This is a genomic window from Arthrobacter sp. KBS0703 (assembly GCF_002008315.2).
Classification (GTDB): domain Bacteria; phylum Actinomycetota; class Actinomycetes; order Actinomycetales; family Micrococcaceae; genus Arthrobacter.
Map to the genome: position 1 here is coordinate 4338069 of NZ_MVDG02000001.1, position 25309 is coordinate 4363377.

The 25309-nt window shown below is 67.4% G+C and carries 24 protein-coding genes and 1 pseudogene; 18 read left to right on the forward strand and 7 right to left on the reverse strand.

Translation table 11 applies throughout. The annotated features are described in order from the left end of the window. Position 1 precedes the first annotated feature (1 nt). The 5 genes and pseudogenes from B1A87_RS20125 to B1A87_RS24335 all read left to right on the forward strand — a co-directional run bounded on the left by B1A87_RS20125 (position 2) and on the right by B1A87_RS24335 (position 3715). Positions 2-862 (forward strand): phosphogluconate dehydrogenase C-terminal domain-containing protein, encoded by an 861-nt coding sequence (locus tag B1A87_RS20125; RefSeq protein WP_078027005.1) that lies wholly within the window; start codon positions 2-4, stop codon positions 860-862. 416 nt (positions 863-1278) lie between these two features. After that, positions 1279-1797, forward strand: a complete 519-nt coding sequence (locus B1A87_RS24320) for a SulP family inorganic anion transporter (RefSeq protein ID WP_260680992.1) — start codon at positions 1279-1281, stop codon at positions 1795-1797. Beyond that, positions 1679-3052, forward strand: a complete 1374-nt coding sequence (locus tag B1A87_RS24325; protein WP_260681080.1) for a SulP family inorganic anion transporter — start codon at positions 1679-1681, stop codon at positions 3050-3052. The genes B1A87_RS24320 and B1A87_RS24325 overlap by 119 nt, the downstream gene beginning before the upstream one ends. 52 nt (positions 3053-3104) lie before the next feature. Continuing rightward, positions 3105-3275: pseudogene (locus B1A87_RS24330) on the forward strand (carbonic anhydrase); the annotation flags it as partial. Continuing rightward, positions 3275-3715, forward strand: coding sequence for a hypothetical protein (locus B1A87_RS24335; protein WP_260681089.1), 441 nt, complete (start codon positions 3275-3277; stop codon positions 3713-3715). The pseudogene B1A87_RS24330 and the gene B1A87_RS24335, both read left to right, overlap by 1 nt. Here B1A87_RS24335 and B1A87_RS24340 read toward each other — a convergent pair. After that, positions 3623-3826: a hypothetical protein gene (locus tag B1A87_RS24340; RefSeq protein ID WP_260680993.1), complete on the reverse strand. Its 204-nt coding sequence runs from the start codon at positions 3824-3826 to the stop codon at positions 3623-3625. The genes B1A87_RS24335 and B1A87_RS24340 overlap by 93 nt on opposite strands. Before the next feature lie 120 nt (positions 3827-3946). On the opposite strand from B1A87_RS24340, the gene B1A87_RS20135 reads away from it, so the two are divergent. Continuing rightward, positions 3947-4396 (forward strand): hypothetical protein, encoded by a 450-nt coding sequence (locus tag B1A87_RS20135; protein ID WP_078027006.1) that lies wholly within the window; start codon positions 3947-3949, stop codon positions 4394-4396. On the opposite strand, the gene B1A87_RS20140 is transcribed toward B1A87_RS20135, so the two are convergent. Then, the gene (locus B1A87_RS20140; RefSeq protein WP_078027007.1) at positions 4355-7789 is read right to left on the reverse strand and encodes a DEAD/DEAH box helicase; all 3435 of its coding nucleotides are present in this window, start codon (positions 7787-7789) and stop codon (positions 4355-4357) included. The genes B1A87_RS20135 and B1A87_RS20140 overlap by 42 nt on opposite strands. Before the next feature lie 178 nt (positions 7790-7967). Between B1A87_RS20140 and B1A87_RS20145 the strand changes: the two genes are divergently transcribed. Then, a complete protein-coding gene (locus tag B1A87_RS20145) occupies positions 7968-8819 on the forward strand; it encodes a hypothetical protein (protein WP_078027008.1) in 852 nt (283 codons plus the stop codon). 38 nt (positions 8820-8857) lie between these two features. Here B1A87_RS20145 and B1A87_RS24345 read toward each other — a convergent pair whose 3' ends face one another. Then, positions 8858-8983: a hypothetical protein gene (locus tag B1A87_RS24345; protein ID WP_260680994.1), complete on the reverse strand. Its 126-nt coding sequence runs from the start codon at positions 8981-8983 to the stop codon at positions 8858-8860. 74 nt (positions 8984-9057) lie between these two features. Here B1A87_RS24345 and B1A87_RS20150 point away from each other — a divergent pair, with 74 nt between their 5' ends. The 7 genes from B1A87_RS20150 to B1A87_RS20175 all read left to right on the forward strand — a co-directional run bounded on the left by B1A87_RS20150 (position 9058) and on the right by B1A87_RS20175 (position 16958). Continuing rightward, a complete protein-coding gene (locus tag B1A87_RS20150) occupies positions 9058-10806 on the forward strand; it encodes an Ig-like domain-containing protein (protein ID WP_078027009.1) in 1749 nt (582 codons plus the stop codon). A gap of 206 nt (positions 10807-11012) precedes the next feature. Continuing rightward, positions 11013-12041 (forward strand): LacI family DNA-binding transcriptional regulator, encoded by a 1029-nt coding sequence (locus tag B1A87_RS20155; RefSeq protein WP_078027010.1) that lies wholly within the window; start codon positions 11013-11015, stop codon positions 12039-12041. A gap of 132 nt (positions 12042-12173) precedes the next feature. Continuing rightward, on the forward strand, positions 12174-13448 hold the full coding sequence (locus B1A87_RS20160) for an extracellular solute-binding protein (protein ID WP_144275899.1): 1275 nt from the start codon (positions 12174-12176) through the stop codon (positions 13446-13448). Between the two features lie 91 nt (positions 13449-13539). Beyond that, positions 13540-13668, forward strand: coding sequence for a hypothetical protein (locus B1A87_RS24350; RefSeq protein WP_260680995.1), 129 nt, complete (start codon positions 13540-13542; stop codon positions 13666-13668). Then, on the forward strand, positions 13665-14504 hold the full coding sequence (locus B1A87_RS20165) for a carbohydrate ABC transporter permease (protein ID WP_260680996.1): 840 nt from the start codon (positions 13665-13667) through the stop codon (positions 14502-14504). Before B1A87_RS24350 ends, B1A87_RS20165 begins: the two co-directional genes overlap by 4 nt. Position 14505: 1 nt before the next feature. Further along, positions 14506-15384 (forward strand): carbohydrate ABC transporter permease, encoded by an 879-nt coding sequence (locus B1A87_RS20170; RefSeq protein WP_078027013.1) that lies wholly within the window; start codon positions 14506-14508, stop codon positions 15382-15384. A 26-nt stretch (positions 15385-15410) separates the two neighbouring features. Then, positions 15411-16958 carry a glycoside hydrolase family 32 protein gene (locus B1A87_RS20175; protein WP_078027014.1) on the forward strand — a complete coding sequence of 516 codons (1548 nt, stop codon included), beginning with the start codon at positions 15411-15413 and terminating at the stop codon, positions 16956-16958. 304 nt (positions 16959-17262) lie between these two features. On the opposite strand, the gene B1A87_RS20185 is transcribed toward B1A87_RS20175, so the two are convergent. Continuing rightward, the gene (locus B1A87_RS20185; protein WP_078027016.1) at positions 17263-17778 is read right to left on the reverse strand and encodes a hypothetical protein; all 516 of its coding nucleotides are present in this window, start codon (positions 17776-17778) and stop codon (positions 17263-17265) included. Between the two features lie 189 nt (positions 17779-17967). Here B1A87_RS20185 and B1A87_RS20190 point away from each other — a divergent pair, with 189 nt between their 5' ends. After that, positions 17968-18468 (forward strand): sigma-70 family RNA polymerase sigma factor, encoded by a 501-nt coding sequence (locus B1A87_RS20190; protein WP_078027100.1) that lies wholly within the window; start codon positions 17968-17970, stop codon positions 18466-18468. Next, positions 18465-19151 (forward strand): zf-HC2 domain-containing protein, encoded by a 687-nt coding sequence (locus B1A87_RS20195; protein WP_078027017.1) that lies wholly within the window; start codon positions 18465-18467, stop codon positions 19149-19151. The genes B1A87_RS20190 and B1A87_RS20195 overlap by 4 nt, the downstream gene beginning before the upstream one ends. A gap of 10 nt (positions 19152-19161) precedes the next feature. Here the strand turns inward: B1A87_RS20195 and B1A87_RS20200 are convergent, their stop codons facing one another. Together B1A87_RS20200 and trmB are read right to left on the reverse strand one after the other, a co-directional pair. Then, the gene (locus tag B1A87_RS20200; RefSeq protein WP_078027018.1) at positions 19162-20013 is read right to left on the reverse strand and encodes a DUF1206 domain-containing protein; all 852 of its coding nucleotides are present in this window, start codon (positions 20011-20013) and stop codon (positions 19162-19164) included. Between the two features lie 106 nt (positions 20014-20119). Continuing rightward, the gene (gene trmB / locus B1A87_RS20205; RefSeq protein ID WP_078027019.1) at positions 20120-21067 is read right to left on the reverse strand and encodes a tRNA (guanosine(46)-N7)-methyltransferase TrmB; all 948 of its coding nucleotides are present in this window, start codon (positions 21065-21067) and stop codon (positions 20120-20122) included. Positions 21068-21254: 187 nt separating this feature from the next. On the opposite strand from trmB, the gene B1A87_RS20210 reads away from it, so the two are divergent. Then, positions 21255-22502, forward strand: a complete 1248-nt coding sequence (locus B1A87_RS20210; protein ID WP_185982376.1) for an NAD(P)/FAD-dependent oxidoreductase — start codon at positions 21255-21257, stop codon at positions 22500-22502. A 60-nt stretch (positions 22503-22562) separates the two neighbouring features. Next, complete coding sequence (locus B1A87_RS20215; protein ID WP_395940261.1) at positions 22563-23882, forward strand: MFS transporter; 1320 nt, start codon at positions 22563-22565, stop codon at positions 23880-23882. Between the two features lie 120 nt (positions 23883-24002). On the opposite strand, the gene B1A87_RS20220 is transcribed toward B1A87_RS20215, so the two are convergent. Beyond that, a complete protein-coding gene (locus tag B1A87_RS20220; RefSeq protein WP_078027022.1) occupies positions 24003-25292 on the reverse strand; it encodes an MFS transporter in 1290 nt (429 codons plus the stop codon). Positions 25293-25309 lie beyond the last annotated feature (17 nt).

The following is a 25309-nucleotide window of genomic DNA, read 5'->3' on the forward strand; positions in this document are numbered from 1 at the left end:
AATGTCAGCAGAAAACTTGACCGTCGCCGTCATCGGAGCCGGAGGCAAAATGGGGATGCGCGTTTCCCGGAACCTCCAGAAGAGCGCCCACACCGTCTTCTACAGCGAAAACTCTCCCGCCGGCCAGGACCGCGTCCGCACCGAAGGCCGCGACATCACCAGCACGGATGACGCCGTGAAGGGCGCCGACGTGGTGATCCTCGCCGTCCCGGACACCGTCCTGGGCGTCGTGTCCGAAGGCGTCGTGCCGCAGATGAAGTCCGGCGCGATCCTGCTCACCCTGGACCCCGCCGCCGCCTACGCCGGCCTGCTGGCCAAGCGCGCCGACGTGGTCCAGGCAGTGGCGCACCCGTGCCACCCGTCCGTGTTCCTGGAGCGCACCACCAAGGAAGAATGGGCCGACACCTTCGGCGGCGAAGGCGCCCCGCAGAACGTGGTTGCCGCGATCGACGAGAACACCCCGGCAGTAACCCGCGATTCGGCCGAGGCCGTCATCCGCACCATCTACGCCCCCGTGATCGACGTGCACTGGGTCACCGTCAAGCAGCTGGCCATCCTCGAGCCCACCCTGGTGGAGACGGTGGCCTGCATGATCGGCACCCTGCTCAACGAGGCGCTGCACGAGACCGTGCACACCGCCGGCGTCCCGGAGGAAGCCGCCAAGGCCATGCTGTTCGGTCACATCCAGATTGCCCTGACCAATGCCCTCCGCGGCTCCAACCCGTTCTCCGAGGCCTGCGAAATCGCCATCCAGTACGGCAAGAACACCATCATCAAGGACGACTGGAAGAAGATCTTCGACGACTCCGAGCTGGACGGCGTCATCGCCAAAATGCTCAAGCTCGACGCAGTCAAGCGCTAGGCAGCGTCCGTGCGCTGCGCCCGCTGACATGATTGTGAGCGGGCGCAGAGCGGCTGCTCGCGGCCGATGCTGCCGCAGTCCTCAAACCGCAGGGGTCGGGGCCGCACACGTCTATGGCCACTCGACGGCCTGACGCATCGCCCAGTGGCTCGCCATCGACTACCCGCAAAGCCTGCAGGCACTGTTCCTTGCGGCAACGAGCGGCGGGAGGGAACCCGCGGGGAAGGCAATGCCGCCGCCATGAATGCACTGCTGAGCGCGGACGTCGACCGCATGGCTGACGCCGCTGCCGAACGCCGTCCTGTTGCATCAGCACATCCGCCGCTCCACCCTGGTGAAGGTCCCCGGCGCACGGCATGGCGCGAAAAATATCTTCGGGATGGCCGGCCTGCCGGGACGCCGGCGGCGGACTTGACTTGAACCGGCCCCGGTTTTCCGCCACCAACAGCCGGCCCCCGCTCCTGACGCTCCCGAAATCCGGACTTCGCTGGGATCTTCCGGCGTCCCTTGTGGTCTTCCTCGTTGCCGTTCCGCTGTCGCTCGGAATCGCCGCGGCGTCCGGCGCGCCGGTGATGGCGGGCCTCATCGCGGCGGCGGTCGGGGGCATTGTGGCCGGCAGCCTCGGCGGCTCGCCACTGCAGGTCAGGGGCCCCGCCGCGGGACTGACTGTCATCGTCGCGGGCCTGATCGAGCAGTTCGGCTGGCCCGCCACTTGTGCCATCACCGCGGCCGCCGGCGTCCTGCAGGCGCTCCTCGGCCTGGCCCGGGTGGGACGCGTGGCCCTCGCCATCGCCCCCCGTCGTCGTGCACGCCATGCTGGCCGGAATCGGCATCATCATCGTCCTGCAGCAGCTGCACGTGATGCTCGGTGCCGAGGCCGGCGAGGCGGCATGGCAGAACGTCACGTCGCTTCCGGCCAGCATCGCCGCCCTTGACCCGCAGGCAGCCTTCCTCGGTGCCGTCGTCATCGCCCTGCTGCTCGCCTGGAAGCACATGCCTGCGCCTGTCCGCCGCGTCCCGGGCCCGCTGGTTGCGGTGATCGCCGGCACGGCGCTTTCGCTGCCGTTCAATTCCGACGTCGACCGGATCACCTTCGACGGCTCCCTCCTGGACGCGCTGTCCATCCCCCATGTTCCGCAAGGGGAGTGGGGCGCCGTCGCCGTGGGCGTCATCTCCATCGCCCTGGTGGCCAGCGTCGAGTCGCTGCTCTCCGCCGTCGCCGTGGACAAGATGCACCACGGCGAGCGGACGGATTTCAACCGTGAACTCCTCGGCCAGGGCGCCGCCAACGTGACATCCGGCCTGCTCGGCGGCCTGCCCGTCACCGGCGTGATCGTGCGCAGCGCGACGAACCTCGAAGCCGGGGCGCGGACCCGCAAATCCGCCGTCCTCCACGGCATCTGGGTCCTGGTGTTCTCGCTGCTGCTCGCCGGGCTGATCCAGCTGGTTCCGGAGGCCGTGCTGGCGGGCCTGCTCATCATTATCGGCCTGCGGCTGGTGAAGGTGGCCGACTTCAAGACCGCCCGGCTGACAGGTGACGTGACCGTCTATGCGCTGACACTTTTCACCGTGGTCTTCGTTAACCTCCTGGCCGGCGTGCTGACCGGGCTGGGCCTGGCCGTGCTGCTGGTCCTCTGGCGCGTGGTCCGCGCCAGGATTCACGCAGAGCCGCTGGGCGGATCCGACGGGCAGCGCTGGCGCGTGGTCATTGACGGCTCCTGCAGCTTCCTCTCGCTTCCCCGCCTCAGCAAGGTGCTGGCCTCGGTGCCGCCGGCCTCGCGGGTGACCGTCGAACTGGACGTCGATTTCCTTGACCACCCGGTCCACGACACCCTGGATGCCTGGCGCCTCCGGCACGTGGGCAACGGCGGCACTGTGGAGATTGAGGAAAGCGGCACCGCAAGGCTCCATGAGGCGCAGGCCGGCCCTCCCGTGCGGGGCAACTCACGCTCCGCGCTCCGCGGCGGGTTTGCCCCCTGGCGCAGCTGGCAGGGCGACGGCGTGGCAGAAACCGCAGGCGCCGCGGGGGAGCGGATTCCGGCACCGGTGCGGTCGGTGCTGAACGGCGTGGACAGCTACCACCGCCGCCACGCACACCTGCTGCGGCCACACGTCCAGGAACTGTCCACGTTCCAGGACCGGACACCTTGTTCATCACCTGCGCTGATTCCCGGCTCGTGCCGAACCTGATCACGAGCAGCGGTCCGGGGACCTGTTTACGGTGCGGAACGTGGGCAACGTGGTGGGAAGCGAAAGCCTTGACCCCTCCGTTGAAGCAGCCCTGGACTTCGCGCTCGACGAGCTGTCCATCAAATCGGTGGTCATCTGCGGGCATTCGGGCTGCGGCGCCTTGACCGCACTGCTGGCCGGGGCCGGCCCCGCCGAGGCGGCGGACCGCAGCCCCGTCGAAGCGTGGCTGGAGCACGGCCGGCCCAGCCTGGCGGCAGTCCGCGCCGCCACCCGGTGCAGGCAGCCGCGGCAGAGGCCGGCTACGGAGCCGTGGACCAGCTGGCCATGGTCAACGTGGCCGTCCAGCTGGAGCTGCTGCAGCGCCACGCCGGCCTCGCGAAGGCACTCCTTGCCGACCAGGTGCACGTCACCGGCCTGTTCTATGACATCGCCACGGCCCGGGTTCTGCAGATCACGCCCTCCGGGATCAGCCACCTGGATCCGCTGCCGCGCAACGCCGACGCCGGTACCGGTGCCGAGCCCGACACTAAGGGCGGGGCGCCCCGTGTAGGAGCTGTCTCTTATACACATCTAGATGTGTATAAGAGACAGGTCGCGCGGCGGACGGCCCGCGGTATCTTGGCCGGGGCGGCGGGCTGCGTACTCCGGGAAATTTCCGGGTAGTTCCGGCCCGGAAAGACGGGTAGCTGCCTCGCGTGACTTGAGCACGCGGCCGGCCGTTGAATGGTCCTGGCAGGCAACGATCCAGATCGGCGGCGGGGGGGGCAACACCATGACCGGTTCAAGAGATCCGGCTGCGCCCGGCCAGCGGTTCACGGTGGCCGGTCCTGAAGCGGCCGGTCCTGCCGCGCCAGTTCCTGAAGCGTCCGGTCCTGCACCGTCCGGGAACGGGCCATGAACGCCGGGCTGGCATCGGTCGTGCAATTCGCGGGATCGCTGCCGGGTTCCATCCTGCTGACCCTGGGCCAAGCGCTCGTGGTCGTGTGCGCCTGCTTCGACATGGTCCGGGTGCTCTCCGTTCCCCGTTCACACCGCCGCTACCTGGCCAACACGGTGTTCAGGACCCTCGCACCGCCGTCGATCCTGTTCACGGCCACCAACGTGCTGATCGCCGCGGCGCGCGGCGCCTGGCCCGACGTCACTGCCGGGATGTTCGTGCTGGTGGTCGTGACCTACCGCTGGCGCACCGACAATGACGAGGACAACTGGTGGAAGGGCAAGGGCAAGGCGCTGGGCCGGTGGATCCGGACGCGGGCCGCGCTCCCGCCCGTGATGTCGCCGGCCGCGGCCTACTCGCCGCCGTCAGTCGTTGAAGAGCCCCGCCAGGTCCTCGGCCGTCAGTGAACCGCCGGAGAGTGCATCGCCCTCCATGACGTCCGCGAAGAGCTGGGACTTCTTGGCCTTCAGGGCCATGACTTTTTCTTCGATGGTGTCCTTGGCGACCAGCCGGTAGACCATGACGTTCCGGGCCTGGCCGATCCTGTGCGTGCGGTCCACCGCCTGCGCCTCGGACGCCGGGTTCCACCACGGATCGAGCAGGAACACGTAGTCGGCCTCGGTCAGGTTCAGGCCGAAGCCGCCGGCCTTGAGGCTGATCAGGAACACCGGCGCCGCACCGTTCTTGAACTCGTTCACCACATCGGTGCGGTTCCGGGTGCTGCCGTCGAGGTAGCAGAACTCGATGTTCTCCTCCACGAGGCGCTCGCGGACCTTGCCCAGGAAGCCCGTGAACTGGCTGAAGATCAGCGCGCGGTGGCCCTCGGCCACCAGGTCTTCGAGCTGCTCGAACAGCACGTCCAGCTTGCTGGACCTGACCCCGCTCAGGGACTCGTCCACCAGCGAGGCGTCCAGGCTCAGCTGCCGGAGCAGGGTCAGCGACTGGAAGATGGTGAAGCGGTTCTTGTTGACGTCCTCGATCAGGCCCAGGATCTTCTGGCGCTCGCGCTGCAGGTGGGTCTGGTACACCTTCTGGTGCCGCGGGTTCAGCACCACTTCCAGGATCTGTTCCTGCTTGGGCGGCAGGTCATGGATGACCTGCTCCTTGGTGCGGCGCATCATGAGGGGACGGACCCGACGGCGGAGCTTGTCCAGCTGCCCCTTGTCACCGTTCTTCTCCACCGGCTTTTGGTAATACTCGGCGAACCGCTTGGGGCTCGCGAACAGGCCCGGGGCCACAATCGAGGTCAGCGCCCAGAATTCCATGAGGTTGTTTTCCAGCGGCGTTCCCGTGATGGCCAGCTTGAAGCCGGCCGGCAGCTTCCGGGCGCACTGGTAAGCCTTGGACTGGTGGTTCTTCACGAACTGGGCCTCGTCCAGGACCAGTCCGGCCCAGTGCCGTGAGGCGTAGGCGTCGTAGTCGATCCGGAACAGCGCGTACGACGTGATGACCACGTCCGCGCCCGCCATCGCCTCGGCGGCGTCGGTCCCGCTTTTCGCAAACGTCTCGCCGATCGCACGCACCGTCAGTCCGGGCGCGAAGCGGGCGGCTTCCGCCTCCCAGTTGCCCACAACGCTCGTGGGGGCCACCACCAGGAAGGGAGTGCCGCCGTCGGGCGCTGCACCCCCGCCGGCGACGGACGGCGCCCCGTCAACCGGCGGAGTCCCGTCAACCGGAGGGTGCTCCTTTGCGGCGCACATCAGGGCCAGCGCCTGCACGGTCTTGCCCAGGCCCATGTCGTCCGCGAGCACGCCGCCGAGCCCGTGCCGGTACAGGAAGCTCAGCCAGTTGTAGCCCTCCAGCTGGTACGGCCGCAGTTCCGCGTTCAGGGTGGCCGGCAGCGGCAGGCCGTTCACGCCGCCTTCCAGCAGTCCGCCCACCGCCTCGCGCCACGCTGCGGCCTGCTCGTCCACTATCCCCAGCTGCGCCAGCTCGTCCCACAGGCCGGCCTGGAAGCGGCTGATCTGCAGCGGGGCGTCCTTGTTGTCCTGCAGCTCGCGGGCCTCGTCGATCAGGGCGCGCAGCTGGTGCAGTTCCGGCAGGTCCAGCGAGAAGTACGCGCCGCTGGGAAGCAGCATGCGCGTCTGGCCCGCTGCCAGGGCGGAGAACAGCGCCGCGAAGGACACCGGCTGGCCCTCGAGGGTGATCACGATGCCGAGGTCGAACCAGTCCCGCTGGTCGGTCGCCTTCGTCGAAATCGCCACCACCGGGGCCTCGTCGGCCTCGCGGTAGTCCGCGATGTCGCCGGAGGTGTCCACGTCGACGCCGGGGGTGTCCCGGAGGCGGGGGAGGACCTCCTCGGTGAACGCAAGGGTGTCCAGTCCGCTGAGTTCGGACGTGGCCGCGAGCCGCGGCGTGCCCCAGCCGCCGCTGGCCGATTCGCCGAGCTTCGGCACCACGTCCCACGGCTGGCCCACCGCCTCCAGGATCCGCGCCTCGGCGGGATCGTCGCGGTAGCCGTGATCGCCAGGGTGGCGCCACAGCGGCTGCGCGGTGACGAGGTTTCCAGATGTGTAATGCCATTCCCAGTGCAGCCGGACGCGGTGGTCCGCTCCGTAGTTGGCCAGCAGCGACAGCTTGGGCACGGCCAGGGTGGGCAGCTCCACCGATTCGTCGGCAGCAGTGACCCGGGCGGTCTGCTTGAGCTTGGGGTAGAAGCCGGTGAGGAAGCGGCCCTCGTCCCGCGCCGGGATATGCAGCGTGCTCCCCGCCGTCACGAACGTCAGGAGCTCCTCGCTGAGCCCGCTTTCCAGCGGGGCCAGCGTGATCACGGTGTCGGCGGCGACCCCCGGCAGCGCATCCCCGCCGGAGGTGAGGAAGATGCCGTGCGCCGGGCGTCCGATGGTACCCACCGAGGCCGGATCCACTTCCGCCCCTCCAACGCTGATGGTGGGCGCGAGTTCCAGCCCGCCGCCGTCGGGCGCGGTGCTGCCGAAACGGCCCAGACTCAGGCCCACGGCGGCGGGATCGTCCGCGACCCGGACCGGCTCCTGCCCGCGGCTGTGGACCAAGGCGACGCCGATTTTCCTGGCCTCGGCCAGCAGGCTCCACAGGTTCTTGCCGGCGAACGTGTTCATGCCCAGCCAGAGCGCGGACGACAAGTGTGCCCTGTTCGCGGCGGCGGTGTGCGCGGCGAGGAAGGCCTGCATCCATTCCACATGGGCCTCGTTGCACTCACGGCGGAAATTCAGGTAGCTCAGGGTGTTCCAGGAGACGTCGCCGCGGATCCACTTGCCTTTGGCGCCCATGATCACGGGCCTGGCCTTGAGCTGGCGGACGCTGCGGAGGGGGTCCCTGCGCCCCGTGTAGGAGAAGTGCGGGGCGGGTTCCTCCACCTCGAACTGCAGGGCCAGCGGGATGCCGCCGGTGGACGGGGTGATGCCGGGCTGCGAAATCAGCGGGCTCAGGGCCTGTTCCCAGTCCGCGAGCTCGGGCTGCAGCGGCTCGCGGGACAGCCGTGACACCTCGGACGGGGCCAGCAGTTTTACCCGGATTGCCGGGTTGTCCTCGGCGGCGAACAGCAGCGCCGCCACATGTTTGCAGTCCTTGCGGACAGGGCAGCTGCACACGCCCACCGTGCAGCTCCAGCCGCCGGCCTTCCGGACCAGCTTGGCGGTGGTCGAATACGGCACGTCTGATCCGCCGCGCACCTTGCCCAGCATCAGGCCGGTGGCGGCGTCGAAGGAAATCCCGGAGACGCGGCTGCCCATGGCATACGCGAGCCCGGCCGCAAGGGAGCGGTCGTTGATCGCGGGGGTCTGGATTGCCAGTGCCGCACTCTCGTCCGGTTGGGATGGCATGGTGCGCGCTACTTTCAGCAGGTCAAAAATCTGCAGGTTATCTGATCCATCTTAGTCAGCCGGCAGGGGCCCTGAAACTTCGCCTGACGTTCACCTGCCTCTCAACCCGCGGGCGGAGGCGGCGCGTACGTTGAAAGGGTCCTGAGCACCACCGGCTTTTCAGCAGTAAGGAATTCCCATGACTTCCAGCGAATACCCAGTCGTTCTGACCGTCGACGGCGCCAACGCCGGCAACGAGGAGGTTGTTGACGCCAACGTGACCGTGGTGAACACCATGTACCAGGAGCTGCTCAACTCCGAGGAGATCGCCCCCAACGCCCTGCGCAGCTTCTTTGTCGACTTCTACCTCGCCCAGTCGCTCGGCGGCGGGTTTGCGCAGTACGTGTTCACCGCACCGGAGCGCGAGGAAGTGGACGCCTACATCCGCGAAGGCCTCGAAGGGATGGGCGCCGCCGCCCACCTGGAGCTTTTCGAACGTACCGTGGAGGCCTTTGAGTCCCTGTCGGAGGAGGAAGAGGAGATCTACCTGGACGGCGAGTCCGACGGCGACGCCGAGCTCCCGGAGGCAGTGCAGGCGATGGAAGACCTCGACGCCGAATTCGAGTCGCTGCTCGAAACCGAGGACATCATCGCGCTCAACGCGACCTGGCTCCGGGCGCAGGAGGGCCTGCTGATCCTGAACGAGGACGAACTGACCGCCCACATCGCCAAGCGCGTCGCCCGGATCCCGGACCTCGAAGAACGGCGCGCCGAAGCCGAGGAGGAGGCACTGGAGAACGCCCCGGAATTCGAGGTCATCATCCGTGAACTCTGCGACATCGCCGGCTATGAGCTGCAGAAAATCACCATGGGCGACCCCAACTACGAGCACAACGGCGAGACGGTCCTGGCCTGGCACTTCAACACCGACCACGGCGACTTCATCATGCTCGAGGACGACGCCGAGGCGTTCATGCTGAACCCCCTGACCAAGGAAATCGTGGCCGCCGTGGAGTTCGAGGAGCTGGACGAGGACCTGGTGGACGCCTAGCGCCGGGCGGCAGGCCGGCGTCTGTCTCTTATACACATCTAGATGTGTATAAGAGACAGCCCGGCGGGATGTGTATAAGAGACAGCCCCTGAGGGGGGGCCGCCGCGCGGGGTTAAAGGTTTCCGCAGGGTCGCCTCCCGATACTGGCATCCACATCGGGCCATGGACCTGATGTGCATCACCGACGGGCTGGGGTTCAGCCAGGTGAAGTCTGGGGCCTTTGGAGGGGAGCTTTTCCATGAAATCTGCAAAAAATCGTCAGCGCTTGGCGGTCGCCATCACGGCCGGTGCGCTGGCCGCACTGGCCGTACCGACCGTGGCTGTACCGGCGTTCGCCGTCGTCAACCCGGTGCCTGTCGCGCCGCACTCAATTATTGTTTTCCCGGTTCGGGACTTTGTCTCAGCAGACGGCTACGCGGCCACTGACCGGCCCACCATCCAGGTGCTACGCGCCAACGCCGTCATCGGCACGGCATCCAACCTCACGCCGCAGGACGATCCCGGCACACCGGGCTTTGACGGGCTCGTGGAAGTGAACCACCCCGGCGGAGGATGCTGGGAAGGGGTCACCCCGGACATCCGCCCGGGTGACGTCGTGCGCGTTCTCACGGCGCCCGACGTCGGGGACCAGACTTCAACGGCCAACGTCACTGTCACGCAGCGGGCCACGAAGACCGCTGCCGGGACCGTAGTGATGAAGGGGACCGCAGTCGCCCCCGGCGGCGGGCAGATTCCCGTCGATCAGCTGGAGGCCAGGATCGTTGCGGGCAACCAATCGTTCGCCCTTAACGGGAAGCGGACACTCCGCGCCAGCTCTGCCGTCGGCGGCGACGGCACCCTCGCCTATGACGGTCCGGGCCTCACTTCCTGGACGGCAACGTGGACCGGGCTGACCGGCGTCGGCGCTGACGGTGTTTCCGACGCAGACAGGGCATCGAACCCGACAAACTCGCAAAGCCGAAGCCTGTGGCTCGGCGCCGATCCTGCGGCCGGCACCGAGATCACGATCTACGAAGACGGCGAGATCGCCGGCCCGTCGGCACCGTGCACCGCGCCGCTTGCCAAGGGTCCGTCCGTTCCTGACCTGACCGCCGTCTCGGACACGGGCAGTTCCACCACGGACAACGTCACGCGCAGCACCACGCCCACCTTCACCGGAGCCGCGGCGCTGCCTGATGCCACCACCGTGAACCTCTACATAGATGGCATCGCCAGCGGAAGCGCGGCAGTAGCCGCAAACGGCAGCTACTCGGTCACGTCCAACAGGGCCTTGGCCAACGGGCAGCACACTGTCACCGCCGGTGAAGTTGCGGCCGGTGGAACGGAGACCATGTCCGCGGCGGGCCTCACGGTCACGGTCGATACCGTGGCGCCGGTCCTCACCTCGAAGGTCCCCGCTGCCGGTTTCCAGGGAGCCAGCCAGTCCACCAACGTCCTGGCAACCTTCAACGAGCCGATCGCCGGCCTGAGCACGTCGTCGTACACGCTGAAGAACTCCGGCGGGGCAACCCTCGCGGCCGCCGTCAGCTGGAACGCGGCCACCCGGGTCGCCACACTGAATCCGGCTGCGAATTTCGCCGCCGATGCTCGGTACACGGCGAGCCTCACGGCCGGAATCAGGGATCTCGCCGGGAACACGCTGGTCCCGACCTCCTTTGCCTTCACCACGGGCCCGCGCCCGGTGGTAACCGCGAAGTCGCCGGCAGCCAACGCGACGGGGGTCAGCCGCACGGCCAACGTCACGGTGACCTTCAGTGAGAGTGTCACCGGTGTAGCCAACGGCACCTTCGCCCTCCGCAACGCCGCAACGGGGGCGCTTGTGAGCTACGCCGTCAGCTACAACGCCACCACCCGGGTGGCAACGCTGAACCCGAACGTGACATTGGCGGCCAACACGAGGTACACGGCCACGGTTTCCGCGAGCATCAAGGATGCGGGAGGCAACCCTCTCAGCGGACAGTCCTGGAGCTTCACCACAGGAGGGTAGTACATCGAGACATCCGGCCCGGCGCCGCCCGAGAGGCAGCGCCGGGCCGGACCCATGTCCGCGAGCCGTGGAGCTGACGATGTCCCCGCTGGTTGAGCCTGTCGAAACCCGCGGACCGCATCTTCCCGAGGTGACGTTTGACACATGCAAAACGTTTTGTGTATGGTATTTCACATCAAGCTCAAAACGTTTTGCAAAGGATGTCGATGACGACGCGAGTAGGGATACGCGAGGTAGCCAAAGCGGCCGGGGTCTCAGTGACCACTGTGTCGCACGCACTGAACGACGCCACCAGCTCGCGGGTCAAGGCCGAAACCCAGCAGCACGTCCGGGACGTCGCCAGGAACCTTGGCTACGCACCAAACCGGCTGGCCAGCGGACTGCGCAACCAGCGCTCCCAGATCCTGGGCCTGGTCAGTGACGAGATCACCACCACTCCGTTCGCCGGGGCCATGATCCGCGGAGCGCAGGACGCCGCCTACGAGCGCGGCTACGTGATGATGGTGGTCAACTCCGGCCTGGACAGCGAGCTCGAACACCGCGAAATCACCATGCTTCAACAGCACCAGGTGGACGGTGTGGTGTACGCCAGGCTGTACCACCAGGGTGTGCAGCTCCCGCAGGAACTGGCTGGCATGCCCACCGTGCTCCTGGACGCCGTCACCGACGACCCCGCCGTCTCCTCCGTAGTCCCCGACGAGGTCAACGCCGCCGAAACCGCGGTCGAGGCCCTCATCCGGGCCGGCCACACGCGGATCGGCATGATCAACAACGTGGACGACATCCCTGCGACGCACGGCCGCCTCGACGGGTTCCGCAACGCGCTCCGGCGCCACGGAATCGAGCACGATCCGAGGCACCTGGTCATCGGCGTGGCCGAGACCGCCGGCGGCCGTGAAGCCGCGCTGGAACTTCTCAGCCAGCCGGGCCGTCCCACCGCGCTGTTCTGCTTCAGCGACCGGGTTGCCATGGGCGCGTACCAGGCAGCAACGGCGCTGGGGCTCCGCATCCCGGAGGACGTCTCCATTGTGGGCATCGACAACCTTGAGCTCATCGCCGACGCCCTCTGGCCGGGGCTGACCACCGTGGCCCTCCCGCACTACGAGATGGGCCGGTGGGCAGTCAACCGGATCCTCGATGACATCGAGGCTCCGGGCGCACCGGCCGAACAGGAACGGCTCGCCTGCCCCCTCATTGAACGGGGATCAGTGGGGCCGCCCCGGTCCGGGACCTAGACCGGCAGCACCAACCGTTACACCACCCGGCGTCCGCACAAAAAAGAGACGCAGCCGTTGCACCGGCCGCGTCCCTTCCGGACCCCCGGGCCAATCATCCACGCGCAAAATCAGCAGAAAGACTGGACCATCATGAACAAGCGATTCACACGGATCCTGGCCACCAGCATAGCCGCGGCGGCACTCGTGGGCAGCCTCGGCGCCTGCGGCAAGGGCAGCGCCTCCGCCACTTCCGACGGCGCCAGCGAGATCACCATGTGGACCCACAACGCGGGCAACCCGGAGGAACTCGCGGCCATCAAAGCCGTGGTGGATTCCTACAACAAGAGCGGCGCCGCCAAAGCGCAGATCAAGGTTCAGGCGTTCCCGCAGGAGTCCTACAACGACTCCGTGGTCTCCGCGGCGGCGGCCGGCAAGCTTCCGTGCATCGTGGACATCGACGGACCGAACGTGCCGAACTGGGCCTGGGCCAAGTACCTGACCCCGCTGAAGCTCTCGGCCGACCTGTCCAAGAACCTGCCCAGCACCGTGGCCAAGTGGGAAGGCGAAACGTACGCCGTGGGCTACTACGACGTCGCCCTCGCCATGATGGCCCGGGCCTCGGACCTGAAGGCGGCCGGCGTGCGTGTGGCCACCGTCGAGAAGCCGTGGACCAAGGAGGAGTTCCAGGATGCGCTGACCAAGCTCAAGGCGCTGGGCAAGTGGCAGTACCCTCTGGACATGGGCACCGCCGGTTCGGGGGAGTGGCTACCGTACGGTTACTCGCCGTTCCTGCAGTCCTTCGGCGCGGACCTGATCAACCGCGACGGCTTCCAGTCGGCGGACGGAACGCTCAACGGCGACAAAGCCGTCGCGTGGGCCGAATGGTTCCGCGGCCTGGCGGACCAGGGCTTCATGGCCAAGAAGAGCGGCAAGGATTCCACCCAGGACTTCCTGAACAACAAGAGCGGCCTCCTGTACACCGGCTCGTGGGCGGCTGACAAGGCACGGAAGGCCCTCGGCAAGGACCTCGTGGTCATGCCCACCGTGGACCTCGGCAACGGCCCGAAGATCGGCGGCGCCTCCTGGCAGTGGGGCGTGACCAGCGGCTGCAAGAACGCCGACGCCGCCATGGACTACCTTTCCTACTCCCTGAAGCCGGAAAACCTGGCCGCCGTGGCAAAGGCCACCGGAACCATCCCGGCCACCGACGCGGCCGCGGCGCTGCTCCCGGCGTTCGCCGAAGGCGGCGCCAACCGGATCTTCATGGAATTCTCCCGCAACTACGCGGTCATGCGGCCGGAAACGCCCGCCTACCCGTTCATCGCCACCGAGTACGGCAAGGCGGTCCAGGACATCCTGGCCGGTGCCGACCCCAAGACCGTGCTGGACAAGGCCTGTCTCTTATACACATCTAGATGTGTATAAGAGACAGCCAGCCGCCCCAACGGCACGACGACGGCGGACGGCAACTGCCGCCGTCGTCGTGCCCCGGCACTGACTGTCAACGGAGACTCCCATGACAACCACCCAGCTTCCCTCCCGCCGTCCCGACGCCACTGCCTCCGCCGCGGCGTCCGCGCGCCGCGCCAGCCTCGCCGCCGGCGCCCCGGCTACCTGCGCGAACAGCTCAGCGGCTGGGGCATGATCGCGCCGGCCGCGGTCCTGCTCCTCGCCTTCGTGTTCCTCCCCGCCATCCTCGGCTTCGGCCTGGCGTTCACCAATGCCCGCCTCATTTCCCCGCGGCCCGTGGAGTTCGTCGGCACGGACAACTTCGCCCGGCTCTTCGCCGATCCCACGTTCTGGCGCGCGCTCCTGAACGTCAGCTACTTCGCCGTCGTGGTTGTGCCCGTGCAGTCGGCCCTCGCGCTGGCCATGGCGCTGCTCATCAACAAGAAGTTCCGCGGTGTGAACTTCTTCCGCACCGTCTACTTCCTGCCCGTGGTCACTTCCATGGTGGTGGTGTCGCTGCTGTGGCTGTTCATGTACCGCAAGGACGGGCTGATCAACGAGCTGCTGTCCACCTTCAGCTTCGGACTGATCCAGGGCGCTGACTGGCTCAACGATCCCGCCACCGCCATGCCGGCCATCATCGCGCTGTCCATCTGGCAGGCCGCCGGGTTCCACATGATCATCTGGCTCGCCGGGCTGCAGAGCATCTCCGGTGAACTGTACGAGGCTGCCCAGCTGGACGGCGCCAGCCGCTGGCACCAGTTCCGCTACGTGACCTGGCCTGGCCTCAAGCACACCCGGAGCCTGGTCCTGGTGACCATCACCATCCAGGCGCTCGGACTCTTCGACCAGGTCAGCGTGATGACCCAGGGCGGACCGCTCGACTCCACCACCACCATCATCTACGAGGCGGTGCGCTCCGGCTTCAAGCAGCAGGAGACCTCGTACGCCTCGGCCATTTCCCTTGTTTTCTTTGTCCTCGTGCTGCTGATCTCCGCGGTGCAGCGCTACCTGACCCGAGAGAAGGACTGACGTGAAAAACGCACTTCGACTCAGCTCGTTCGGCACCATGCTGGTGCGTATCGTGTTCGCCGCCGTCGCCGCGTTCCCCATCGTCTTCATGCTGGTGTCCTCGCTCAAGCCGGACCAGCAGATCTTCGGTGACATGTCCTCCGTCTCGGCGTTCCTGCCGATCGGCAACATCTCGCTGGACAACTACACCGCGGTGTTCGACCGCGTCCCGGCAGCCCGCTTCCTGATCAACTCCATTGGCGTCTCTGCCGTCACCGTGGTGCTCGGAATCTTCATCAACAGCCTGTGCGCCTTCGGCCTGTCCCGCATGGAGGTCCGCGGCAAGCGCGTCGTGTTCACGGCCATCCTGGCCACGCTGATTGTGCCGTTCCAGACGCTGGCCCTCCCCTTGGTCTGGTGGGTGAACCAGCTGCCGTACTTCGAGCTCAACGGGTTCAGCCTGGAGATTTCGAAGGGCTGGCTGGACACCTACCAGGTCCAGATCATCCCGTTCATTGCGAACGCGTTCTCCATCTACCTGTACCACCAGTACTTCGAGTCCATCCCGAAGGAACTCGACGAGGCCGCCAGGATCGACGGCGCCGGCTGGTTCAAGATCTACCGCCAGGTGGTCATGCCGCTCGCCGGCCCCGCCACCGCCACCGTGGCCATCCTGACGTTCCTGCCTGCCTGGAACTCCTACCTCTGGCCGCTCATGGTGGTCCAGTCGGAGGAACTGCGCCCGGTGATGATCGGCATCCAGTACTTCTTCCAGCTCAACGTCTCCTGGGGCGAAGTGATGGCCTACGCGTCCCTGATTACGGTGCCCGTGGTGATCCTGTTCATCGCGTTCCAGCGCTCCTTCATCAACAGCATCGCCTCCAGCGGTGTCAAAGGCTGATTCCGTTTCTAGTTCGAAAGCGAACCATGACTTCCCTGAACACCACCGCCGAGATCGACTGCCGGTACCGGCCCAAATGGCACTACGCCGCGGAACGCAACTGGCTGAACGATCCCAACGGCCTCGTGTACTCCAACGGCGTGTACCACCTCTTCTACCAGCACAACCCGCATGCCGACGTCTGGGGCAACATGTCCTGGGGCCACGCGACCTCGGCCGATCTGCTGCACTGGGACGAACAGCCCGTCGCCATCCCCTGCGACGAGCAGGAGGCCATCTTCTCCGGCTCCGCCGTGGTGGATGTCCGCAACACCAGCGGGTTCGGTGTGGGGGGAGTGCCGCCGCTCGTGGCCATCTACACCAGCGCCTATTCGCCAGCCTCCCCGCTCGCGGGCCGGCAGGCGCAGTCCCTCGCCTACAGCACGGACGACGGCGCCACCTGGACGAAGTTCGCGGGCAACCCGGTGCTGGACCGGGAGTCCGCGGACTTCCGGGACCCGAAGGTCTTCTGGTACGACGGCGCGGCCGGTGGCTACTGGGTGATGGTCGCCGTCGAGGCACTCAAGCATGAAGTGGTCCTCTACAAGTCCCCGGACCTGAAGTCCTGGGAGTACCTCAGCACCTTCGGCCCGGCAAACGCCACCGACGGCGTCTGGGAGTGCCCGGATCTGTTCGAACTGCCCGTGGACGGCGACGCGCAGAACACCCGGTGGGTGCTGGTGGTCAACCTGAGCCCCGGCGGAATCGCCGGCGGTTCCGGCGGCCAGTACTTCATCGGAACGTTCGACGGCGTGGCGTTCCGTTCCGAAACCACCGTCACCGAAGGCCCGCAGGCCGGCGACAGCCGGATGGCCGACTACGGCTGGCTGGACTGGGGCCGGGACTACTACGCGGCCGTGTCCTTCAGCAACGTCCCCGGCGGCCGCCGCCTCATGATCGGCTGGATGAACAACTGGCAGTACGCCGCCGCCACGCCGTCGGACGGCTGGCGCAGCGCGATGTCACTGGTCCGGGAGGTACGGCTGGAAACCCGCGGCGGGCGTCCGGTGCTTGTGCAGGAGGCCCTGGATCCGCTGGCGGACGCCGGCACGGAGCTGCTCGCCGTGGACGGGCAGGAACTGGCCGACGGCGTCACCTGGCTTCCGGCTGCCGCCGCCGGGGACGTGCTGCGGATCGACGCCGAATTCCGGCCCGGCGCTGCCGGCAGGGTGGGCCTCGTGCTCCGCGCGGACCGGGATGCTGTAGGCGGGTTTGCCAGCGGCTCTGCCGGCGCGTCCGAACGGACCGTGCTGGCCTATGATGCGGCGTCGGGCGAACTCAGCCTGGACCGGACGGCGTCGGGCAATGTCGGCTTCCACGAGTCCTTCCCGTCAGTGGACCGGGTGGCCGTTCCCCTGCTTGACGGCCGGCTTCGGCTCCGGGTGTTCCTGGACCGCTGTTCGGTGGAGGTCTTCGCCCAGGACGGCCTGGCCACCATCACGGACCAGGTGTTCCCCGGCGATTCAAGCACCGCCGTCGGACTGCTGGCAGAGGGCGGCGCCGGCACCCTGGTGAGCCTCACCGTCACCGGCTAGGTGGCCGCGATCCGCGCACCACATAGCAACGCGGGGTCACTTACGGCCGCATGGGCACGCCACATTGGGCCGTAAGTGACCCCGCGTTGCGGTACCCTGACCTCCTCGAGACGACCCCGGATTTGCACGCCCCGGTGGGCTGCGGCCCATCCCAGGAGGGTGTTGGCTATGGGCCGCAGGTGCGGATGATCCTCATACTGGCCATCGATGAGTTCGTCGGCGTCGCGCATGCAGGCGCGGAGCTCGGCGTCGCTGGTAGTGCCGGCGCCTGCAGGCAGGCGCCGGCGGCCAGGATTGCTGGCTGTTACTTCATCATGGTGCCGTCGGGCGCCACCAGGTACCAGACGTTGCCCACGCCCTGGCCCGTGACGTCACCGGGGGCCTTGTCCTTCTGCCAAAGGTAGACCGGCATGCCATCGACGGTCACCTGCTTCTTGCCGTCGGCCGTGGTGATGGTTCCGACCTTGCCGGTCACGCCTTCAACCTTCGGGGTGTCGTTGGTGGTGATGACCGGCGGCCACTTGACCAGGCAGTCACCGGTGCAGTTGCTCTTTCCGGAGTCCTTTACGTCCTTGGTGAAGTAGTAGACGCTCATGCCCTTGCCGTCAACCACAATGTTGCCTGCGCTGGACGATGCCGTCTTAAGGTCCACCGTGGCCGAATCGCTGGACGTGGCCGACTCGCTGGCACTGGTGGCGGGTGAAGCGGTTGTGGTCGCCGGGGCGGCCGTGGTGGGTGAGGTGCCGGATCCGCCGCCACAGGCGGTCAGCGATGCGGCAAGGGCCAGAACTGCGAGGCCAACGCTCAGTTGCTTGTTCATGTGCTGCTCCTTGGCTCAGGCCGGCAGACTGGGAACCGGCGCTATCTGGAATGACGCACAAAGGTGAAGAATGGTTCAAAGGATTTGCGACTGTCTGAAATGAACTTTTCAGCGGCCGCCGACGTCGTATTTGCCAGGAACACCGGTTCGCGCGAACCGGCTTCATCGTGTCACTGCAGGGAGGTCGTCATGCCACTGGATGAGGACGTGGTGGCCGCGATCTACCGTGAGCACGGAACAGCCCTGCGCCGATTCGTGCTCAGCGCCTCCCGCGATCCGCACCTGGCTGATGACATCGTGCAGGAAACGGTCCTGCGCGTCTGGCAGCAGGCGCCCAAGATCACGGGCAGCATGCGCAGCTACCTGTTCCGGACCGCCCGGAACGTCATGATCGACAACTACCGGAGATCCCAGCGCAGGCCGCAGGAGGCGGATGACCGGGACCTGGCGGACCCGGCGGAGGTCACCGGCCGGGTCGATGAGCTGTTGAACAGGGTGCTGATGGAGGAGGCGTTGCTCCGGTTGAGTGCGGAGCACCGCGATGTGCTGGTGGCGCTGCACTACCGGCGTTTCACGGTGAGCGAGGCCGCAGTCCAGCTCAACATTCCGAGCGGCACGGTTAAATCGAGGGCCTTCTATGCGGTGAAGGCCCTGCGGACAATTCTTGATGAAATGGGTGTGGAACGGTGAACGGCAAGGAACTCCATGAGTTGCTGGGGGCATACCTGCTGGGAGGACTGGATAACGCGGACAAGACGCGCTTCGAGGACCATCTCCAGCAATGCGGCCTGTGCCGCCGCGAACTGGCGGATCTGAAAAGCCTTCCCGGGCTGCTGGCCGCCGTACCGGTGCCCGACGCCGTGGCGCTCGCCGTCCCTGCGTACCGGGGGCCCGGCTCGACCCCCGGTACCGGGGAGCCGGCGGCCAGCGTTCCGCAGCCCGTCTTCGACGAACTGGCCGCCCGACGTCGGACTTCCCGACGGCGGATCGCGGCCCTGATCGGCGGGGTCGCCGCCGCCTGCCTTGCCCTGGGCTTCGCGGCCGCGCCGCTTCTGGACCCGGCGAAGAAACTGGACGCGAGCTATTCCGTGCAGGCGGACACCGGCATCCAGGTCACCGTGGGCATGGTGAAGAAGACGTGGGGCACTGAGTTGGACGTGGACGGACGGAGGCTGCCGCAGGACGGAAAGCTGTCGCTCTGGGTGAAGGACCGCACCGGGGCCGAGGACCGCGCCTGCGCCTGGATGGCGACACCCAGCGGCCGGGTCAAGGTCACGAGTGCCACGCCTGTTCAGTACACGAGCATCGCCAGCGTGGAGCTACGGAACGACCGGCAGCAGACCATAGCCGTCGTGGCCGTGCCGGGTGGCTGAGCGGGCCTGACTACATCCGTGCCAGTTTCGCCCGCACCACCATGTACACGCCGTAGCAGATGAGTCCGACGCCGACGGCGGCCAGGACATAGATTCCGAACGGCTGCTCACGCAGCGCCTTGAGCCCGCCGTCGAGTCCCGTCGATTCCTCCGGATGTGCCGTGACGGAGGCGATGACCACCAGCAGGCCGGTCACGAAGAGGGCCACGCCCTTGGCCACATACCCGGCGACGCCCAGCGCGGTCACGGCCGTCCGTGCGTTGGCCGAGCCGGGCATGTTGATGTGCTTCTCAAAGGACTTCTTGAACCCACGGATCGCGTAGATGATCCCTGTGATGGCCACGGCCGCTCCGATCAGCACCAGGAGCAGGACGCCGCCCGGCGCTTTCAGCAGGGTGACGGTCATGTCGCTGGCGGACTCCCTGTTGTCCTGGCCTGCGCCGCGTGCGTAGGCTGCCAGCGTGAAGGCGAGGCCGGCGTAAACAGCGGCCTGCAGCGCGGCCTTGAGTTTCTTGGCCGTTTTGTCCTTTGCCGGCAGGTGCTCGAAGTCGAAAACGGCGTCACTGGTCTGCCACAGGGCCAGGGCCACGCACGCCGCGAAGCTGCCCCAGAGAAGCACAGGCCCGAAAGGCTGGCTGGCCAGCTGCCCGACTGCGCCGCTGACATCGGCCCGGCCGCCCTTTCCGGTGGCCAGTCCGATGGCGATCGTTCCGATCAGGAAATGCAGGACGCCGCTGACGGCAAATCCTGCCCTGGCCAGCATCTCGAGCGCGGGCGAATTCGTGGCATCCTCGGCCTTGTCCGCTGCGCTTCTCAGTTCTCGTTTGATGATCGTTCCTTTGCGCCGGCACGCTCCGTGCATCTCCCGCGGCTACCCGCCACACGTTTATCGTGCCACGGGACCGGGTTCCGGAACAGACGTCAGAGCGAGCAACTGCGGCAGGCTCCTGACCGGGTTGCCGGCCCGGCTAGAGCCGCCGGTAGCAGAGGTCGAAGATCAACCGTCCGGCCTCGTGCGCCTTGCTCTCGAAGCTGGTGCGGATGCGGCCCTCGAACCGCGGCGCCCACCCGCCGGTTTCGTCAATGCCCTCGTTGGGGCCGGTGTGCTCCGTGCTCACCGGGGCGCGGCCTTCCTTCACCGGTGCCCCGCCCACGAGCGATTCGACGCCGCTCTGCCAGACGTGGGTGAGGGGGCTCTCCGGACCGCGGCGCTCGCCGTCGTGCAGGTTCTCAAAGGCGGCGGAGCCGGCGAGGACGTCGCGGACGTGCACCGCATAGTTGGACCAGTCCGTGGCGATCCGCCAGAGGCCGCCCGGCTTGATCGCCCTTGCGGCGAGGTCGGCGAACTCGGGCTGGATGAGCCGGCGCTTGTGGTGCCGGGACTTGTGCCAGGGATCGGGGAAGAAGATCCACAGTTCGCTGACGGATCCCGGCGGCAGCATGGTGGCCAGGACCTCAGGGGCGTTGGCCTCTACGACCCGGACGTTGGTGAGTCCGCGGCTGTTGATCTTGATCATCGTGTTGGCCAGCCCGGGCGTGTAGACCTCAACGGCCAGGAAATCCTGCTCCGGGTTCTGCTCGGCGGCGTGGCAGATGGCGTCCCCAAGGCCCGAGCCGATCTCGACGATCAGCGGCGCCGTGCGGCCGAACTCGGCCTCGGCGTCGAACGTGTAGTCCGGGTGCACGGACGTGTTCGCAACGTGCCGCGGAACGTCCACCGCCCAGCGGTCCGAGTGCGCCTCCCAAGCAGCCTGGCGGCGTCCCTGGAGCCGGGTTCCGCGGCGCACAAAGCTGACCGGCCGCCCGCCGTAGGTGCCGAAGGATGCCTGGCTGCCGGGGGTGACGGGCCGGGGCTGGTTCGGGTTTGCGGGCTGCTGGTTTTCGGGCGGCTGGGGGGATTCCGGGGATTCACTCATCCCCTCCAGAATACCGGGACGGGCGGCGTCCAAATGGCGGTTCCCCGCCCAACCCTGCAAGCGTAAAGTGTTGCTATCCCAGCGGCCGGCCGCTCACCGGCCCACGCTTATGGCTGTCCGTGTCCGGAGACCAGCAGTCCCGTCCGGCAGCCGACCATTCCATATCACCGGGCCTTCAGGACATGCCATGGAATCATCAACGCCCGAGCCAGGGACAAAGGAAAATGCCGGAACCATCGCGATCCTGGGGGGAGGTCCGTCCGGGCTGGTGCTCGCGATTGCGCTGGCCCGCCGCGGACTCAGCTCAACAGTTTTCGAGCGTGACGTCCATCCCGACGCCGCCCCGCGCTTCAACCCGGACCGTTCCTACACCATCGACATCTCCGGGCACGGGCTGAAGGCACTGCGGCACATTGATGCCTGCGGCGAGTTCGACGACAGAATGATCAGGTTCAAGGGCCTCAAGATCCCTGGCAGGGGAACGGAGGAATGGACCCTCCCCGGATGGACCGGATCGCGGGGCGACATTCTCCGCGCACTCATGGCCGTCCTCGAAAAATACGGTGACCTGGTGACCACGGAGTTCGAGACGCGCGTGGAAAGCGCGGACCCGTCATCCGGATCCCTGACGGTGGCAGCCAAGTCCGAGCTCCCGACGACGAGGACGTTTGACCTCATCGTCGGCGCTGACGGGGCCGGTTCCACAATCCGCGCGGCCCTCCAGGAGCAGATCGCCGGGTTCACCGTCACGGCCAAATCCTTCCCCAACTACTGCACCATGATCGAACTCGACAAGGTGGGAAACCGCCTGGACGAGAACTACCTGCACGGTCTGTCGACGCGCCCCTTCTGCGTTGCCGGAGCCACCAAGGGTGACGAAGGGTCCCCTTCCGCCAGATGGTTCTGCGCCGTCGGGACGAAGAAGGAAATCAAATTCTCCTCGGCCGACGAAGCCCGGCGCTTCCTGCGGGAACGCTGCCCGCGCGTTCTCGAGTTCGCCGGTGACGGGCAGGTCGAGGCCTTCGCGCAGCGGACGTGCTATCACATCGGACGCAGCCTGAACTGCTCGCAGTTCCACGGCGGCAAAGCCGTGCTGATCGGCGACGCGGCGGCCCCCTACCCGCCCATCGGACAGGGCGTGAACGGCGCCATGGAGTCGGCCATGACGCTCGATCAGTGCATCAGCGCCGCGGGGAGCACTCCGGACCAGTTGCCCGTCGCGGCGGCAAGATACACCGCCGTGTGGAAACCGGAAGCGGACGCGGTGTCGTGGATCAGTGAACGGAGCCTGTTTGAAAACCGTTTCCACACGGTCCGTGCCCTCGCGACGTCGATGGTGGGCCTGAGCATCTTCGCCCAAGCCAAGAGCGCGGAAGTTCCCTACTCGGAGGTCAGGCGCAAGGCCGAACGGCTCTGGCCGCTCTGGGCACGGTGACGCGCCGCGGAGGGGAAAGCAGCAGGCCGGTGGCCCGGGACTGCGCGGCGTCCTGCCAGAATGGGCACTGTGACGCCTACTGAAATTCCGCGGTCCGCCAGCACGCCCCGCACGGAAGTCCCGTCTGTCTCGGCCCCGTCGCTGTCCGCCCTTGTAGACGCCGAGATCGACGACGTTCCGGCGGCCGGGCCCACCCGCGTCGGCAGCCGCCGAGCGCTGGTGTACCTCGGACTGTGCCTGGTGCTGATCGGGCTGAACCTGCGGACGGTGTTCTCCAGCTTTTCGGCCGTGCTTCCGGAGGTGACGGCCGACGTCGGCCTGCCGGGCTGGGCGGTGGTGGTGCTCACCACCGTGCCGGTGACACTGCTCGGGGTGTTTGCGCCGCTCGCCCCGGTCCTGGCGCGCCGGTTCGGCGCCGAGCGCGTGCTGTTCGGCGCGATGGCTGTCCTGACCGCCGGCCTCCTCCTCCGCCCCACGGACGTCCCCGGCGCCGGCCATCTGCCGGCCCTGCTCGCCGGAACGGCAGCGTGCGGCGCGGCGATCGCGCTCTGCAACGTGCTGCTGCCCGGGCTCGTGAAACGCGACTTTCCGCACCGGCTGGGACTGATGGGCGGCCTGTACACCACCGCCATTTGCGCCTCCGCAGCCCTGGGCGCCGGGTTCACCTACCCCGTCTTCACCGCGACCGGGCACTGGGCTTCGGCGCTGTGGTTCTGGGCGGCGCCGGCCGCCGTGGTGCTGTTGCTGTTCCTCCCGGTTGCCGCGCGGCAACGGCACGGGCGGCACCAGGCCGTCCGGGACGGCGTGAACGTGTGGCGTTCCGCCGTTGCCTGGCAGGTCACGATTTTCATGGTGCTGCAGGCCATGATGTCCTTCAGCGTTTTTGCCTGGCTGGCGCCGATCCTGCGCGAGCGCGCCGTGGACGGCGGCACGGCCGGCCTGATCGTGTCGGCGTCGATCGTGCTGCAGATGCTCGGCTCGCTCTTCGCCCCCGCCCTCGCCGCGCGGTTCCGGGACCAGCGGGTGATCAACACGGTGGTGGCGCTCATGACCGGGGGCGGCTTCGCGCTGAGCATCTTCGGTCCGCCGGAGCTGATCTGGCTGTGGACCGGGCTGCTGGGGCTGGGGCAGGGCAGCCTCACGGCCGTAGCCCTGACCATGATCATGCTCCGCACCCGCGACGGCCACACCGCCGCCCACCTCTCCGGCATGATGCAGGGCGTGGGCTACGGGCTGGGCTCCACCGGAACGCTCATGGTGGGCCAGCTGCACCAGGCCACGGGATCGTTTGCGGCCGCCGGGGTGCTGTTCCTGGGGGTGGGCGCGCTGGCCGCGGTCTTCGGGTACCGCGCGGGCCGGAACCGCTACATCGGCGGCTGACTGCACGCCGCGCCCCTCCACCAACGCGTTGAGCTATCAGTTGTTGCTGTTCTGAGCCTCCAGAACAGCAACAACTGATAGCTCAACCGGGCCGGGCCGGGCCGGGCCGGACGGGACGGGTCAGCGCGTCAGGTCCTTGCCCTTGGTCTCGGGAATGGTGAAGATGAACACCGCGCTCACGGCCAGCAGCGCCACCGCGTACACGTTGAACAGGTTGGGCAGCTGGAGTGTGGTGCCGAGCCACTGCTGCAGGTACGGAGCGGTCCCGCCGAACAGCGCCACGCAGATGGAATACGGCACGCCCACGCCCACGGTCCGGATGCTCGTGGGGAACAGCTCCGCGTAGACGGCGGGCACAATGGCGGCGCTCGCGGCGATGAAGATGAGCATCACGGACATGCTCACCGCCAGCTGCCAGGCAGAGTCCTTCAGCAGCCAGGTCATGGGGAAGTGCATGACGGCGGCTCCGATGGCCCCGGCCCACAGCACCTTCTTGCGGCCGATCCGGTCTGAGAGCTTGCCCCAGAACGGCAAGGCGGCAATGAACACGATGTTGCCGATGACGCCGGCCCACAGTGCTTCTCCGCGGTCAATCTTCAACGCGGTTGTGGCATAGCTGGGGGCCACCACGCCCCAGATGTAATAGATCACGGTGAGGCCAACCGTCAGGCCGATCACCTGCAGGGCCTGCTTGCGGTATCGGACAATCTGCGGCCAGATGGGCGCGCGCTTCTCCGTGGCGGTCTCCCCCTCGAAGACGTCCGTCTCGTGCAGCTTCGAGCGCATGATCAGCGCGTACAGGCCCATCGCGGCGCCGATCAGGAATGGGATCCGCCAGCCCCAGGCGTTCATGACCTCGGTGCTCAGCGCCATGTTCAGGACGGCGCCCAGCAGCGTGCCGAACAGGATGCCCACGGTGCCGGACGTGTAGATCAGCGTGGCCCAGAATCCGCGGTGCTCCCTGGGCGCCATCTCCGAGAGATAGGTCTGCGACGACGGCAGCTCACCGCCGTGGGCCAGGCCCTGCACCAGCCGGGCCACCAGCAGCATGAGCGACGCCCACGCGCCGACCGCGGCGAACGTCGGCGCGACGCCGATCATCAGGCTTCCCAGCGAGGCGAGCCCGACGGCGAGCGTCATGGAGGCCTTGCGGCCCACCCTGTCGCCGATCCAGCCGAAGAGGAACCCGCCGAACGGGCGGGCCACGAAGCCGACGGCGAAAATCGCCAGGGTGGACAGCACGGCTGATGCGGGATCCGACTTGCTGAAGAGCTGGCTGGCGATGAAGGGCGTGAAGGTCGCGTAGATGGCCCAGTCGTACCACTCGACGGCGTTGCCGATGCCGGTGCCGACGATGGTCTTCCCGGTGGACATCCGGTCCGCGCGCTGCGGGTTGATGATGGCGGTCATGGATTTCTCCCTGTGGT

What these genes read in the sequence shown, in the direction of transcription:
- B1A87_RS20125 (WP_078027005.1), top strand. Translation starts at nt 2, where the DNA reads ATGTCAGCAGAAAACTTGACCGTCGCCGTCATCGGAGCCGGAGGCAAA.
- B1A87_RS24340 (WP_260680993.1), bottom strand. Translation starts at nt 3,826, where the DNA reads ATGGTGTTGCCCCCCCCGCCGCCGATCTGGATCGTTGCCTGCCAGGAC.
- B1A87_RS20135 (WP_078027006.1), top strand. Translation starts at nt 3,947, where the DNA reads ATGAACGCCGGGCTGGCATCGGTCGTGCAATTCGCGGGATCGCTGCCG.
- B1A87_RS20140 (WP_078027007.1), bottom strand. Translation starts at nt 7,789, where the DNA reads ATGCCATCCCAACCGGACGAGAGTGCGGCACTGGCAATCCAGACCCCC.
- B1A87_RS20145 (WP_078027008.1), top strand. Translation starts at nt 7,968, where the DNA reads ATGACTTCCAGCGAATACCCAGTCGTTCTGACCGTCGACGGCGCCAAC.
- B1A87_RS24345 (WP_260680994.1), bottom strand. Translation starts at nt 8,983, where the DNA reads ATGGCCCGATGTGGATGCCAGTATCGGGAGGCGACCCTGCGGAAACCT.
- B1A87_RS20150 (WP_078027009.1), top strand. Translation starts at nt 9,058, where the DNA reads ATGAAATCTGCAAAAAATCGTCAGCGCTTGGCGGTCGCCATCACGGCC.
- B1A87_RS20155 (WP_078027010.1), top strand. Translation starts at nt 11,013, where the DNA reads ATGACGACGCGAGTAGGGATACGCGAGGTAGCCAAAGCGGCCGGGGTC.
- B1A87_RS20160 (WP_144275899.1), top strand. Translation starts at nt 12,174, where the DNA reads ATGAACAAGCGATTCACACGGATCCTGGCCACCAGCATAGCCGCGGCG.
- B1A87_RS24350 (WP_260680995.1), top strand. Translation starts at nt 13,540, where the DNA reads ATGACAACCACCCAGCTTCCCTCCCGCCGTCCCGACGCCACTGCCTCC.
- B1A87_RS20165 (WP_260680996.1), top strand. Translation starts at nt 13,665, where the DNA reads ATGATCGCGCCGGCCGCGGTCCTGCTCCTCGCCTTCGTGTTCCTCCCC.
- B1A87_RS20175 (WP_078027014.1), top strand. Translation starts at nt 15,411, where the DNA reads ATGACTTCCCTGAACACCACCGCCGAGATCGACTGCCGGTACCGGCCC.
- B1A87_RS20185 (WP_078027016.1), bottom strand. Translation starts at nt 17,778, where the DNA reads ATGAACAAGCAACTGAGCGTTGGCCTCGCAGTTCTGGCCCTTGCCGCA.
- B1A87_RS20190 (WP_078027100.1), top strand. Translation starts at nt 17,968, where the DNA reads ATGCCACTGGATGAGGACGTGGTGGCCGCGATCTACCGTGAGCACGGA.
- B1A87_RS20200 (WP_078027018.1), bottom strand. Translation starts at nt 20,013, where the DNA reads ATGCACGGAGCGTGCCGGCGCAAAGGAACGATCATCAAACGAGAACTG.
- trmB (WP_078027019.1), bottom strand. Translation starts at nt 21,067, where the DNA reads ATGAGTGAATCCCCGGAATCCCCCCAGCCGCCCGAAAACCAGCAGCCC.
- B1A87_RS20210 (WP_185982376.1), top strand. Translation starts at nt 21,255, where the DNA reads ATGGAATCATCAACGCCCGAGCCAGGGACAAAGGAAAATGCCGGAACC.
- B1A87_RS20215 (WP_395940261.1), top strand. Translation starts at nt 22,563, where the DNA reads ATGGGCACTGTGACGCCTACTGAAATTCCGCGGTCCGCCAGCACGCCC.
- B1A87_RS20220 (WP_078027022.1), bottom strand. Translation starts at nt 25,292, where the DNA reads ATGACCGCCATCATCAACCCGCAGCGCGCGGACCGGATGTCCACCGGG.